The 13183-nt window shown below is 36.9% G+C and carries 15 protein-coding genes; 11 read left to right on the top strand and 4 right to left on the bottom strand.

The annotated features are described in order from the left end of the window. Positions 1 to 12 precede the first annotated feature (12 nt). Genes HIPMA_RS09000 through HIPMA_RS01585 form a run of 11 tightly spaced genes read left to right on the top strand, consistent with a single transcriptional unit; the run spans position 13 to position 11298 of the window. The gene (locus HIPMA_RS09000) at positions 13 to 1413 is read left to right on the top strand and encodes a tRNA nucleotidyltransferase/poly(A) polymerase-related protein (RefSeq protein ID WP_013681337.1); all 1401 of its coding nucleotides are present in this window, start codon (positions 13 to 15) and stop codon (positions 1411 to 1413) included. Between the two features lie 49 nt (positions 1414 to 1462). Beyond that, the gene (locus HIPMA_RS01630) at positions 1463 to 2158 is read left to right on the top strand and encodes a flagellar basal body L-ring protein FlgH (protein ID WP_013681336.1); all 696 of its coding nucleotides are present in this window, start codon (positions 1463 to 1465) and stop codon (positions 2156 to 2158) included. Positions 2159 to 2170: 12 nt separating this feature from the next. Next, entirely contained in the window at positions 2171 to 3277 is a 1107-nt protein-coding gene (locus HIPMA_RS01625; protein ID WP_013681335.1) for a flagellar basal body P-ring protein FlgI, read from the top strand. After that, a complete protein-coding gene (locus tag HIPMA_RS08995) occupies positions 3277 to 4044 on the top strand; it encodes a lytic transglycosylase domain-containing protein (RefSeq protein WP_013681334.1) in 768 nt (255 codons plus the stop codon). Before HIPMA_RS01625 ends, HIPMA_RS08995 begins: the two co-directional genes overlap by 1 nt. Positions 4045 to 4098: 54 nt before the next feature. Next, positions 4099 to 4398: a flagellar biosynthesis anti-sigma factor FlgM gene (gene flgM, locus HIPMA_RS01615; protein WP_013681333.1), complete on the top strand. Its 300-nt coding sequence runs from the start codon at positions 4099 to 4101 to the stop codon at positions 4396 to 4398. Next, positions 4391 to 4855: a flagellar protein FlgN gene (locus HIPMA_RS01610; RefSeq protein WP_013681332.1), complete on the top strand. Its 465-nt coding sequence runs from the start codon at positions 4391 to 4393 to the stop codon at positions 4853 to 4855. Before flgM ends, HIPMA_RS01610 begins: the two co-directional genes overlap by 8 nt. Then, positions 4856 to 6598, top strand: a complete 1743-nt coding sequence (gene flgK / locus HIPMA_RS01605; protein ID WP_013681331.1) for a flagellar hook-associated protein FlgK — start codon at positions 4856 to 4858, stop codon at positions 6596 to 6598. It abuts the gene before it with no gap. A 3-nt stretch (positions 6599 to 6601) separates the two neighbouring features. Beyond that, positions 6602 to 9304: a flagellin gene (locus HIPMA_RS01600; RefSeq protein WP_013681330.1), complete on the top strand. Its 2703-nt coding sequence runs from the start codon at positions 6602 to 6604 to the stop codon at positions 9302 to 9304. Positions 9305 to 9346: 42 nt separating this feature from the next. Next, positions 9347 to 10441: a mechanosensitive ion channel family protein gene (locus tag HIPMA_RS01595; protein WP_013681329.1), complete on the top strand. Its 1095-nt coding sequence runs from the start codon at positions 9347 to 9349 to the stop codon at positions 10439 to 10441. Next, positions 10425 to 10859 carry a nucleoside recognition domain-containing protein gene (locus tag HIPMA_RS01590; protein ID WP_013681328.1) on the top strand — a complete coding sequence of 145 codons (435 nt, stop codon included), beginning with the start codon at positions 10425 to 10427 and terminating at the stop codon, positions 10857 to 10859. Before HIPMA_RS01595 ends, HIPMA_RS01590 begins: the two co-directional genes overlap by 17 nt. Then, on the top strand, positions 10852 to 11298 hold the full coding sequence (locus HIPMA_RS01585; RefSeq protein WP_013681327.1) for a nucleoside recognition domain-containing protein: 447 nt from the start codon (positions 10852 to 10854) through the stop codon (positions 11296 to 11298). The genes HIPMA_RS01590 and HIPMA_RS01585 overlap by 8 nt, the downstream gene beginning before the upstream one ends. Here the strand turns inward: HIPMA_RS01585 and HIPMA_RS01580 are convergent. The 4 genes from HIPMA_RS01580 to HIPMA_RS01565 are packed head-to-tail and all read right to left on the bottom strand — an operon-like array spanning position 11284 to position 13181. Next, positions 11284 to 11583 carry a metal-sulfur cluster assembly factor gene (locus tag HIPMA_RS01580; protein WP_013681326.1) on the bottom strand — a complete coding sequence of 100 codons (300 nt, stop codon included), beginning with the start codon at positions 11581 to 11583 and terminating at the stop codon, positions 11284 to 11286. The two genes, HIPMA_RS01585 and HIPMA_RS01580, sit on opposite strands and share 15 nt — an antisense overlap. Further along, a complete protein-coding gene (locus HIPMA_RS01575) occupies positions 11580 to 11996 on the bottom strand; it encodes a hypothetical protein (protein WP_148226548.1) in 417 nt (138 codons plus the stop codon). The genes HIPMA_RS01580 and HIPMA_RS01575 overlap by 4 nt, the downstream gene beginning before the upstream one ends. Positions 11997 to 12012: 16 nt before the next feature. After that, positions 12013 to 12570 (bottom strand): hypothetical protein, encoded by a 558-nt coding sequence (locus HIPMA_RS01570; RefSeq protein WP_013681324.1) that lies wholly within the window; start codon positions 12568 to 12570, stop codon positions 12013 to 12015. Continuing rightward, positions 12570 to 13181 carry a TIGR00296 family protein gene (locus tag HIPMA_RS01565; RefSeq protein ID WP_013681323.1) on the bottom strand — a complete coding sequence of 204 codons (612 nt, stop codon included), beginning with the start codon at positions 13179 to 13181 and terminating at the stop codon, positions 12570 to 12572. Before HIPMA_RS01565 ends, HIPMA_RS01570 begins: the two co-directional genes overlap by 1 nt. Between the last annotated feature and the right edge of the window lie 2 nt (positions 13182 to 13183).

Raw genomic sequence — 13183 nt, 5'->3', positions numbered from 1 at the left:
TATAATCGCAGTATGAAACATATAATAGAGGATATATACCTAACAGAGATTGCAGCCATAGCAAAGAAACTCAATACAGAAATATATTTAGTCGGGGGAGCAATAAGAGATGCATTACTTAAGCGGCAAACGAACGATTACGATTTTGTCGTTTTTGGAGATATTGAGGGGCTGGCAAAAGCTGTAGCTCACCTGTTTGGATGCAAAACCGTAAAATATAACAAGAAACTTTTAACTTACAGAGTTTTTTGTAAAATAAAAACGTTGGATTTTTCAGCACCAAGAGGAAAAAATATACAAGAAGATTTAAAATTTAGAGATTTTACCATAAACTCCATAGCTTTTGATCTAAACTCAAACACCCTAATAGATCCGTTAGGGGCAAAAGAAGACCTAAGAAAGGGCATAATAAAGGCAAACAGCCCAAATTCTATAAAAGAAGACCCCCTGAGAATATTAAGAGGATTCAGGCTTGCTGCACTTTTCAGATTCGATATAGACCCCAGAACAATCCTGCTTTTTAGAAAACATGTAGAGCTTTTAAATAGGGTCTCTAAAGAGAGAATAACACAGGAGTTAAAGCTGTTCTTTAACCTAAATGAAACTTTCACCTATCTTTTAATTATGGATAAAGTCGGCATAATAGACACGCTGTTCGAAGATCTATCATTCACAAACGGCTGCATTCAGAGCAACTACCACCTATTTGACGTGAAAACACATTCCTTAAGCGTTTACAACTATATAGAATGGGCTTACAATAGGCTTGCAAGAATACTTGGTAAAGCCCATAAAAAATACCTGCCTCATCTAACAACAGAGAAAGAAAGGTTATTTTGCTCCCTAAAACTTGCCGCTTTATTCCATGATGCAGCTAAGCCGTTTTGTAAGGTCGTAACCCCTGAAGGTAAAATCCAGTTTCCTCTGCATGCGGAGCAAAGCTATGAGTTATTTGAGAAATATGCAAAAGCTTACTCATTCGGCAAAAAAATCATAAAACTAACCCGCTTTTTTATAAAAAACCACATAAAACCAGCATACCTATATCAAGCCTGGAGTAATTCTGAGCTCACAGAACTTCAAAAGGTTGATTTTTTCTTAAGATACAAAGAATACGGCATAGACCTGTTATTCTTTGCTTTAGCTGATACACTTGCAAAGGGTAAAATAAGCGCATCAAAAAGGGATGTTTATATAATGTTTCTACAAGAGATGGCAGACTATTTTTACAAGCATATACAACCGAAATTTAAAACAAAACCGCTTATAGAAGCAAAAGAAATACTAACACTTTACCCCTCATTAGAAAAATCCAAGCTAAAACACATCCTATTCGAAATAAAAAAACTCCAGATAGCCAAAGCAATAAACACCAAAGAAGAAGCAGGGAAACTCCTAAAACACCTCGTTTAGGAATAGATTTTGCTAAATTAACACACAGAAAGGGTTCAGGAGGGAACAAATGAAGAGGTTAATTGCAGGCATCGCAGTAGTTGTCCTATTGAGCGGATGCACAACCTCAAATGTTGAAAGAAAGTACACAGAAATGCCAGAATATGTAAAAGAGCAGCCATCACTAAAGCCAAATATAACCCATAATGAAGGCTCATTATGGAATAACACAGCAGACAACATGTTTTCAGACATAAAAGCAAGGCAAGTAGGCGATATAGTAACAATAATAGTAAAAGAACAAGCACAAAGTGTAAATTCATCCTCTACAAAAACAAGCAGGGCAACATCATCTCAAAGCGGTTTATCAACCCTACTTGGCATGCAAGGTAAAATACTTCAAAGATTAAATGCTGTAGCAGGTGCATCCAATATGATGGATACAAGCTCAAGCTCATCCTTTAACGGCAGTGGAGAAAATAAAGTCAACAATGAACTAACAGCAACCATTACCGCAAGGGTTGTTAAAGTACTACCTAATCACAAACTTTTCATCAGAGGAGAAAAACAGGTCTATACAAATGGCGATGAAAATACAATAATACTAACTGGCATAATTGATGAATACCAGATAACTTCAGACAACACAATAGACTCTAACTATATCTCAGATGCTAAAATATTTTACAACGGCAAGGGTATAGTAAGCTCAACAAGAAACGAAGGATGGCTAACAAAACTATGGAATCTCTTAAGGCCGTTTTAATGGGGTGAGATTATGAGAAAGGTTTTAACGGTTTTATTTATCTTGTTTTTATCTATAAACACATTTGCATTTGATGTAAAAATAAGGGATTTAACAAGCGTTGTAGGCGTAAGGTACAATCAACTTGTGGGATACGGAATTGTAGTTGGTTTGGCAGGCACAGGAGATGGTACAAGCTCAAAATTCACTATACAATCCATAGTAAATGCACTAAAGAGATTTGGTGTAACGCTATCACAGTCAGAGATAGGAAGTCTTCAAACAAAAAACATAGCCGCGGTAATGGTAACAGCGCAACTTCCTCCATTTGCAAAGCAGGGAGAAAGGATAGATGTAACTGTTTCATCCATAGGTGATGCAAAGAGTCTTCAAGGCGGAACACTTATAATGACTCCGCTAAAAGGTCCAGATGGTAATGTTTATGCTGTAGCCCAAGGCCCCATTTCCATAGGGGGCTACAACGCAGGAATGGGTGGAGGAACAAAGGTTAGAAAAAATCATCCAACCGTTGGTAGAATACCGAATGGGGCAATAGTAGAGAATCAAGTTAATGTGGATATAAACTCAAAACAGAGTTTTATTTTGGCCTTAAATCAGCCAAGCTTTGAGATGGCAACGAGAATAGCAAACACTATAAACAAGTTTTATCGCAGACAGATGGCCTTTCCCTCAGACGGTGGAAGCATCAAGGTTATAGTTCCGCCCCTCTACAGAGGCGCCGTAGTTGAACTAATATCACAAATAAATCAACTTTCTGTAGATCAGATAACAGAACCCAGAGTGGTATTAGATGAGAAAACCGGCACAGTGGTGGTAGGTGGAGACGTAACGATAGAGCCAATAAGCATATCTCATGGTAATCTAACCATAACCGTAACAAGCACGAAAGAGGTAAGCCAACCTAATCCATTGGCCAAGGGCAAAACAACTACAGTCACAAATAAACAGGTATCGGTAAACGAAGGTAAAGGTAAATTTTTAACTTTTTCTAAGGGCGCCACGGTTTCTGAACTTATTCAAGCATTAAACAAAGCAGGTGCAACACCTCGCGATATGATGGCCATCTTCCAAGCCATAAAAGCAGCAGGCGCTTTAAATGCTAAATTGGAGATGATGTAATGATGCAGATAGGTAGCTTAGATGCATTAAAGAGCAAAACAATTGATATAGGAAACATATACAAACTCAAAGAGGCTTGCAGGCAGTTTGAGTCATTGTTTATATCAAAACTACTTTCGGCTATGGAAAAAACAGTTCCAGAAGACCCAATAGTAAAAAACGATGCTGCAAACTCTATATACAAATCTATGTATATCAATGCACTGAGTCAGAAGATGTCTCAAAACTCACCCTTCGGAATAGCAAAAACTCTATTTGATATACTAAAGGATTATGTAAACTACAAAACCCATATAGAAAAAACGGAAAACAAACCAATAAATTTAAAAACACAAATTGAATTTAAACCACTAAATAAAGATAAGTTTATAAAAATAGACGAAAAGGCAGAGATAATACAAAAGGCAATAAACGATGCCTCAAAGAGATTTCATGTACCTAAAAAGTTACTATACGGCATAATAAAAGCCGAATCCGGATTTAATCCTTCTGCCGTATCAAAAGCCGGAGCTATAGGGCTTATGCAGCTTATGCCGCAGACAGCTATAGAAATGGGAGTCAAAAATATCTGGGACATCAGGGAAAATATATTGGGCGGTGCCCGATACATATCAAAACTCATAAAAGAGTTCAAAGACTACAAAAAAGCTTTGGCTGCCTACAATGCAGGACCGGGTAATGTTAAAAAGTACGGTGGCATACCTCCATTTAAAGAAACCCAAAACTATATCAAAAAGGTGCTTGCCTATGCAGACGAAAAATACTAAAGTTTTGCGGAAAACGGCCGATTTCGTAGGTAAGAAAAGGCATGGAGGTGGAGCATGAAAATTGATACCTACCTAAACGGGATAGTTGATAAATACGTCAAGCAACAAAACAAAACCAATAAAAGCGAAAAGGCAAGCACTCAAACACAGGATACGCCAAAAACATCTAAAAACGAGGACATAGATAAGGTTGAAATATCACCCCAAGCAAAGCTACTTGCCCAGTTAAAAGGTGATGAAGAATCTAAAGCCCAAAGACTTGAAGAGGTAAAAGCTAAATTAGAAAATGGTTCATACAAACCCAATATAGAAGCCATAGCAAACTCCATTGTTAAGGAGTGGAAGGGTGAATAACATAAACTATTTAAAAGACATCCTCAATAAATTCATAGATTTTTACGATGAGCTACTTAAAATAGTTCAAGAGGAGAGAAAATGTCTTGTAAATATAGATGCCGACGGGCTTGAAGATATAACAAGTAAAAAACAGGTATTTTTCAATGAAATAGCCAAAACACAAAAAAAGCTCAAGGAGTTTTTAGATAAATTTGGTTTTGAAACAATCAACGAATTCTTATTCTTTGCAAGCAGAGACATAGATGTAGATGACCTTAGGGTATTAAATGGAAAGCTACAAGAAAAGCTCAAGGAGTTTAAAATAAAAAGTGAAATAAATAGGATGATAGCAACCGAACACTTAAGCTTCTTTGGAAGCCTCCTAAACCTCTACGGTGGACTTTTGAGCGGTGAAAATTACAACAAACAAGCTCAGAAAAACATAAACACACAATTAATGAACTTGAGGGTGTAGATGCCTACAATTTTTGATGCGCTTAATATTGGCGTAAGTGGCATATTTGTAAATAAAGCGGCCATAAATACAACGGGAAACAACGTTGCAAATGTAAACACCCCGGGCTACTCGCGTGAAAGGGTTGACATTCTCCCCTCCATGCCCATGTATTCTTATGCCGGCGTCTTTGGAACAGGTGCAAAAATAGACCAAATAATAAGCACAAGAGATGAGCTTATAGACAGAAGGGTAAGAGCATCAAACCAAGAAATGAGCTATTACAACAAACTCAACTCATCCATGGATGAAATTCAAAGTATATTTAATGAAGAAAACGGAGTTGGATTAAAAGGAGCAATGGATCAATTTTTTAACGCGTGGCATGCTTTGAGTCTTAATCCAGACTTAGAGACAGCCAGGCAGCAGGTTATAGAAAAGGGCTTAACACTATCAAAAGCCATAAAGGATGCAAACGCATCACTAAATCAAATTAAAACAAACTTAGACGACCAGGTAAGCTCAACAGTAACAGAGATAAACTCACTTTCCAAAAGAATAGCACAACTCAACTATGAAATAAAAAAGGCTGAACTTGGAGATAAAGACCATGCAAATACCTTAAGAGACCAAAGAAGTGTGCTTTTAGAAAAGCTCTCAAGCATTGCCGATGTGACGATATTGGAGGGATCATATAACAACCAGACAAAGCCAGAAATGACCGTGCTACTTGGTGGTATGCCTTTGGTTTCAGGAAAAGATTACAACGAATTAACAGCAGAGAAGCTCAATGGTTCTGAATACTATAGAGTGTATTTTGTTGAGCCTTCTAATGCAAAGGTTGATATAACATCAAGGATAAAAAACGGATCTTTAGGTGCAATACTTAATCTGCGGGATAAAATCATATCTGAGTACAAAAACAACATTGATGAGATAGCAAAGACACTTATACAGGAGATCAACAAAATACATTCAAGTGGTGCAGGATTAACGCCCTACTCACAAATTGAAGGCATATACGCTGCAGACCCCAATGCAGCATTGAGCATACCCAATGCCACGGGGCTGGATATTGCCGTAAAAACAGGCTCATTTAAGCTTAAGGTTATTGACGAGAACAACAATGAGGTTGGTGTATTTACAATACCAGTAAACGAAGATGACCATTTGCAAGCACAAGACCCATCAGATGAACATTCTTTAATAGAACGCTTTAACAACATAATGCAAGGATATGCCCAAATGAGCATATCGCCTGCAGGAAAGGTTCAAATAAAGGCAATAGGTAACTATAAATTTGCATTCACCTACGATTCGTCAAACCTTCTTGCAGCTACCGGTATAAACACCTTCTTTACCGGTCACAACTCATCGGACATAGATGTAAACAGAATTGTTCAAAACGACCCCAGCAAAATAGCAGCAGGAAAGACGTTAAACCCGGGCGATAGTTCAAATGCGCAGACTATAGCCCAAGTTCAGCTAAACAAGGTTATGGTAAACAATACACAAACCATAGATGAATACTACAACGCATTTTTAGGTAGTATAGGCTCAACGAAACAGAGATTTGATGAGATTTACAAAGCCAAAGAGGCCGTCTACCAACAATTAAAGACAACCCAACAATCTTTAGAAGGTGTGTCTTTGGATGAGGAAGCTGCTAATTTAATAAAATTCCAGAGGGCATACCAGGCTAATGCAAAATTCATATCTGTAGTGGACGATATGACCCAAACCCTCATAAATATGGTGAGGTAAAATATGAGGATTACCGATAATATATTATTCAATAACTTCCTATACAACATAAACAAAATAAATGAAAAAACTTATATAAACAACGAAAAAATGGCAAGTGGCAAACGCCTTCTGGATTTAGCAAGCGACCCCATATCGCTCTCTAAGGTTTTATCTTTAAAAGATATAAATATGAGATTTGATCAATATGTAACAAATATAAATTCGGCAAACGCCTATCTTGACGCAGAAGATACAGCTCTATCAAATGCAGATGATTTACTACATAAAGCCGGAACTCTACTTGTCGATGGCGCAAATAGCCTAAACAACGACTTAGCAAGCAGGACAGCGATAGCTGAAAACTTAGACTCAATAAAAGATGAACTAATAGACTCTGCAAACACCATATTCCAGGGAAAATACCTATTTTCAGGTACAAAAACAGATACAAAGCCTATTCAAACCATACAAAATGAAGCAACAACTATAAACATAACAAAAGATACAACTATAAAAGATATTAAAATTGCAGCCGATGAAAATTTTTCAGATATTAACCAGTTAGATAGTGGAAACTACCAGATAAAGATAGAATCAGGAAAACTCTCTTTATACAAAGATGATGATTCATCTGCATCAAACATAATCTCTATAGATGATGATTCATCAGATGAATCAGACGTAGGAGGCAATAAGCTCTCCAATTACTTAGACCTGAAAGACCCAGCTATAGAGGATAAAATAAAAAACGGTGAGTGGATAAATACAGGAAGAGGATTGAAGATAAAGATAGAGTTAAATTCTGCTAATACAGACCTGAGCTCCATAAGTGCATCATTAAGTTTAAACTATAAAAGCGGTGGGGTAAACATTTACAAAGGTGATGATGGCAAAAGAAACATAGAATACTCAGACAAACTAACAAGTCCCATAAACATCACCGCCAAAGACATCTACAAACCAACAAATCAAACACTGGAAAACGATAACCAACTAATAGATGCATCTACCCAAGACCCCATGACAGAATCCTCTAAACTCATAAATCTGGATCTATCCCCAGAGCTTGCGGAGGCTATACAACAGGCATCGTCAGGTTCTGGATATAAACTTCAGGTAGGTGATGTAATAAACATAGAAGGCACGGATCACAACGGAAATTTGGTTAAAGGCACATATTCCATTGCAAGTTCATCGGATATAAAGGGACTTTTAAGTTTCATACAAGGGCTTGATTCAACAGAGGTTTTAAAAACGAACAAGCCGTTCAATACTCTCAACGGTGATTCAATAACAGGCTCAACGCAGCTTGCAAGCATAAACGACACCAATATACAAAACGCTATAGGCTCAACCTTAACTTTGAAAGGCTTTAATCATAACGGAACCTTAGTATCAACCACTGTATCATTAACAAGTACAACAACCATGGCCAGTATAGCATCTATTATAACCTCAAATTTCAATGCATCAGTTTCAATAAACCACGGCAGAATAGAAATAGAAGACAACACCCCGGGAGATAGCAGTCTGAAAGTATACGCATATACATCCACATCCAAAATACCCATATTTAGCAGTTTTACAGAGACATCCAAAGGTGGAAGTGGAGGATTTAAAGATATAGAGGCCAAGGTTGAAGACGGAAGGATTGAATTAATAGATAAAAGACCATCGGATAGCAAATTTAATATATCTTTTAACCTTCAAGATAGCTCAGGAAGCGATAAAGCAAATATTTTCGGTGTTTTTGATATAAAAACATTAGGCAGGGGTGTAGACACATTTAGAACATTGGATGATGCAAGTTATGCATTGAAAAATCCATATTCAAAGAATCAAATAGGAAAACCTTCGAGTTGGCAAGATATTTCCACATTTACACCCGTCATGAGTGGAAAATATTTGGGTGATAAAAATGACACATGGACGGTTAAAGTAGCAAAGGTTGCAAATACATCCACAACAAATTACCAAGCCATCAGCGAAAATCAGATAGAGGATATAGCATCTAGTTTAAGTGATGGTCAATCAAAAACTATAGGCATGTTCCAGATAACAGATGAAGAAGGAAAAACTGTTGCCGTTGTAGGTTTAAAGGTTAAAAAGATCTCAAGCAGCAATTTTACATATTACATACAAACGAAGGTGCCATCAGACCCAGATAAAAAGATAGATTTTTCAAAAACAGAAGATTTAAGCCAGATAGACGGAACAATCATATTTTCAAGAGAATCTACAGGTTTTAGTTCTGCTTCTGATGTAGCAACAAACCTGATAAACAACCTAAAAGACATAGTAATACAAACAAAAGATGCACAAATGGGTGGTAATTTTGAAGGTGAGGTAAACGGGGTGGCAGGCGTAAAAATAAATCTTCTACCACCAGCACCATCTGGAGTCCCTTTAATACTGCAAAATGGCGATACTTTCTCATTTAAACTTACAAATATGGTCGAGCAGGCTTTAGGTAAGGTAAAAGACTCATTGGATCAGGTGCTCTCCTCACGCTCAATCGTTGGTGCAAGGGTAAACAGATTTAAACTTGCAAACGAGAGAATATCCTACATAAAACTATCCAATACAAAAACTATATCAAAGCTTGAAGATGCCAACGTAGCCGATGTATTCTCGGAATTCAAACGTAATCAAATAGTAATGCAGGCAACATTAGAGGTTGGTTCAAAACTCACATCTCAAAGCCTGTTTGACTATCTGCGATAACAAAGCTTGACTAATCGTTAAAATAATAATAAAAAGCTGGATATGAATGGATGGGAAAAGTTTAATGACCTTTTAAACAAAACATTCATGAGCATTCAATTAAAAAATCTCCTTGCTGCTTTATTTGTTTTATTTATACTACTATTGTTTAAGAAAATAGCGGCGAAAATACTCTTTTCAAGCCTAAAACGCATAGCAAAAAGGACGAAAACAAATATAGACGATGAAATTATAACAATAATCGAATCACCTACCTTATCCCTTTTAACTGTTTTCTGTTTCTATATAGCCTTTCTTATTCTAAACCTTGGAGTATACTACAACCTTATCGCAACAAAAATACTCATCTCATTTGTCATATTATTCATCTCCTGGGCAGTTTATAGAGCTGAGAATATACTGTCAAAAAGTATGGAGAGCTTTTTTAGGAAAAAAAATTACGAGATCGGCTTAAGCTTTGTTCCTTTCTTTAATAGATTTATAAAGGTATCTGTCATAGTTGTGGCATTTATACTAATAGTACAAGAATGGGGATATAACATTGGGGCAATCATCACAGGATTAGGTATAGGAGGCTTGGCCGTAGCTTTGGCTGCTAAGGACACACTGGCCAACATGTTCGGAGGGTTAACAATAATCCTTGATAGGCCTTTTAAGATCGGAGATTGGGTGAAAGTGGGTGATGTTGAGGGCATCATAGAGGATATAGGTTTCAGAAGCACCCGTATTAGAACATTTGAAAAATCGTTGATATCACTTCCAAACTCAGTTATAGCCAATACAGCTATAGAAAACTTCTCACGCAGAAATATCAGGCGTATCTCATACAAGATTGGCATAACATATTCAACTCCAAAAGAAAAGGTAAAAGAAGCTGTAAATCAAATTAGGGAGATGTTAGAAAATCACCCCTACATATCAAAAGAGGCTACGCTCATGGTTTATTTCACTGAGTTTGCTGATAGCTCGTTAAATATTTTCATTTACTGCTTCACCACAACGGCTATCTGGGGTGATTATCTATCTATAAGGGAAGATGTAAACCTAAAAATAATGGAAATAATGGAGGATTTGGGCATAGAATTTGCATTTCCATCTATGTCTGTTTATATAGAAAAAAATGTCAATTCAGAATAACTTAAAAAACGGCATAAAAAACGGACTAAATGTATCATTAAAGCTTATAAAAGTAATAATCCCATTCTACATAGCAACGGATATTTTAAGCCATACGCCAGTAGCAAACATATTGGGCAAAGCATTTGCACCTTTAATGAAGCCATTAGGGCTAACAGGTAAAATGGCTGTAGCCATAATAAGCGGCTATCTTGTCAACCTATACGCAGCCATTGCAGCCCTTGTACCTTTGCACCCAACATGGCAACAGGTTACAATAGTAGGGCTTATGACAGGAATATCCCATAATCTTGTCATTGAGGGAGCAGTACTACACAAAACAGGGACAAACGCTGTTTTCACAATAACGCTCAGGGTTATAGTTTCAATAATAGCAGGTCTTGTTTTAAACACCTTTTTCAGGGTTGTATATGGTTGATGTTATAAGCCATGCCGTTATCGGTAGTATCAAATTATCAGTAAAACTTATACTTATAATAGTTCCGCTTATGGTAGCTTATGAATTTTTAGAAAACAGCAAGATATTCAACAAAATACTTGATGCACTCTATATACTTCTAAAACCTCTAGGGTTCTCAAAGCAAGCAAGCATATCAATGTTAACTGGTATATTTTTGGGAATTACCTATGGCTCCGGTATATTGCTTTCCCAGAGTGATAAGGGAAAACTAACAAAGATAGATATACTTTTAAGTGCAGTTTATCTATCCATGTGCCATGCCGTTATAGAAGATACGCTCGTCTTTGTGGTTATCGGCGGCAACGGATTTTACATACTAATAACACGACTTATCATAGCAACAACTATGACATATTTATTTTATCTATACTTCAAGGATAGATTAAATAAAGCCTAAGCGCCTCTTATCTTCCTCGCTTAGCTTATCTGGGCTCCACTTTTTGTCCAACACAATAACCTCAACATTACCTATACCGTCCATTTCTCTCAATTTACCTTCTACAGTCTTTATCATTTTAAATTTCGCAGGGCAGTTGGGCGTTGTTAAAATCAAAAAAACCTTAACGTTATTATCCTCTATCTCAATATCTTCGATCATACCCATTCTGACAATATCAATTATAGGAGCACACGGCTCATATATCTCTTTTAATTTATCAAGAATGACGTCTTTAGTTATCATCTGCACCAATCCTTTGCAATCTTTAGGGCCATCTCAAACAAAGGTTTTCTTTTTAGCATATATCTTGCAAGCTTATTCTTTTCATTGTAAGCATATGCTATTTCGGCATAGTCTTTATAACCCAAATGCTTCCTGAAACGGACTAAAGACAAAAGAGAATAGACCTGAGCATATTCCTTGTTTGTAAGATTCGAGTTTTCAAGAGACTTTAATCTAATCTCAGCCCTATTCAACCTTCCAATTGATATATCTTTAACAGCATAACATATACCATAATTTTTTACCTTTTTAAGTTTATGAGGCCTGTCTTTTATTTTGGGCTTAACATAAGCCTTTTGTGGAGTTTGATAAGATGCAGAAGGGGCAGGATATTTGACATTCTGCCCCTCACACCCCGCGATTAAAAAGATCAACAGAACGATTATTAGCTTATGCAAGTGCATCCTTGAAAATCTTGTACATGTTATCCAATGCTGTCTTTATCCAATCGTTGGCATCATCTATGTACTGAGAAAGCAACTCTCTTTCTTTGCTTTCGTCTTTGCCATACAAAATATAATAAGCTGCACCACCTATTACAGATGCTAAGGCAGCTGTTATGGGTCTAAATTTTTTTGTCAAAAGTTTACTTGTCAATGTTGTAGCAGCAAAAGCACCTACACCAACATAAACAGGCGCTAAATTCTCTTTATCCTTTAAAAGATCCACAGGTGCCACATAGAGACCATACTCAGTCAAAGCCTTAGCCCTCTCAAGCATATTTTCCCACTTGTCTTTATTATTCTGGATAAACTCAGGTTTATTCTTTTCAATATAACCTTTAAGTTCCGTAAACAACATAGAAAGAAGATTTCTTCCGCTATTTGAAAGCTCATCTCTAACCTTATCCAGTGCTGCATTGATATCAATAGCAGTTTTTACTTCGGCCTTTTTTTTAGCTATTTCATTAGCCAACTTTTCTTTGTAAACCTTAAGAATGTTTTCCATTACAAAACCTCCTCAATTTTTTTCTCAATTACCCTTCCGTTTGGGGTCTCCTCTTCGAATATCTGACCAGTAAAACGATAAAATGTGCAAGATGAATCTTTATAGCATGTATAAGGCAAACCCGCTTTGTGACAGACATTGGCCAAGAATGCCTCCTCATCCCATCCCCACTCAACTGGAACTTGAGGCAACAAAAGGCCGCTTGAAGCTCCGCATACAACATAAAGCCCATCTCTGCCAACTTTTATTTGTTCAGTATAAGGCCTTGAAGCATCCAACTGAATCATGGGCGAAAGCACTGTAACCTCAACGGTAACTTTATCCAGCTCAACCGTATTCAACGGCTCAAATCTTGGATCAGCAAAAGCAGCACTAAGGGCAGATGAAATTACACCCTTTATTAGAGGTTCATAGGCAAGCGGATATCCTATACACCCGCGCAACTGCTGATTAGGATAACTATTGAGCGTAACAAAAACACCCCTTTTTTGGTTGAAAATTTCGGGATACTCCTCTGGTAGTGGCATAATTTCCTTATTCTTGAAAAAATATTCTATGGCCTCACGCGCAAGCCTAACCAAAAACTCGCCTTCTTTCAAGCTAAGGTTCATAA

This window comes from Hippea maritima DSM 10411, assembly GCF_000194135.1.
GTDB classification, from domain to species: Bacteria; Campylobacterota_A; Desulfurellia; order Desulfurellales; family Hippeaceae; genus Hippea; species Hippea maritima.
This window is presented reverse-complemented; position numbering and strand designations above follow the sequence as displayed.

Excerpts from the sequence above, each read along its gene's own strand:
- HIPMA_RS01580 (WP_013681326.1), bottom strand. The coding sequence starts at position 11,583 with ATGATAACTAAAGACGTCATTCTTGATAAATTAAAAGAGATATATGAG.
- flgK (WP_013681331.1), top strand. The coding sequence starts at position 4,856 with ATGCCTACAATTTTTGATGCGCTTAATATTGGCGTAAGTGGCATATTT.
- HIPMA_RS01585 (WP_013681327.1), top strand. The coding sequence starts at position 10,852 with ATGGTTGATGTTATAAGCCATGCCGTTATCGGTAGTATCAAATTATCA.
- HIPMA_RS09000 (WP_013681337.1), top strand. The coding sequence starts at position 13 with ATGAAACATATAATAGAGGATATATACCTAACAGAGATTGCAGCCATA.
- HIPMA_RS01630 (WP_013681336.1), top strand. The coding sequence starts at position 1,463 with ATGAAGAGGTTAATTGCAGGCATCGCAGTAGTTGTCCTATTGAGCGGA.
- HIPMA_RS01590 (WP_013681328.1), top strand. The coding sequence starts at position 10,425 with ATGTCAATTCAGAATAACTTAAAAAACGGCATAAAAAACGGACTAAAT.
- HIPMA_RS01595 (WP_013681329.1), top strand. The coding sequence starts at position 9,347 with ATGAATGGATGGGAAAAGTTTAATGACCTTTTAAACAAAACATTCATG.
- flgM (WP_013681333.1), top strand. The coding sequence starts at position 4,099 with ATGAAAATTGATACCTACCTAAACGGGATAGTTGATAAATACGTCAAG.
- HIPMA_RS01600 (WP_013681330.1), top strand. The coding sequence starts at position 6,602 with ATGAGGATTACCGATAATATATTATTCAATAACTTCCTATACAACATA.
- HIPMA_RS01625 (WP_013681335.1), top strand. The coding sequence starts at position 2,171 with ATGAGAAAGGTTTTAACGGTTTTATTTATCTTGTTTTTATCTATAAAC.
- HIPMA_RS08995 (WP_013681334.1), top strand. The coding sequence starts at position 3,277 with ATGATGCAGATAGGTAGCTTAGATGCATTAAAGAGCAAAACAATTGAT.
- HIPMA_RS01570 (WP_013681324.1), bottom strand. The coding sequence starts at position 12,570 with ATGGAAAACATTCTTAAGGTTTACAAAGAAAAGTTGGCTAATGAAATA.
- HIPMA_RS01565 (WP_013681323.1), bottom strand. The coding sequence starts at position 13,181 with ATGAACCTTAGCTTGAAAGAAGGCGAGTTTTTGGTTAGGCTTGCGCGT.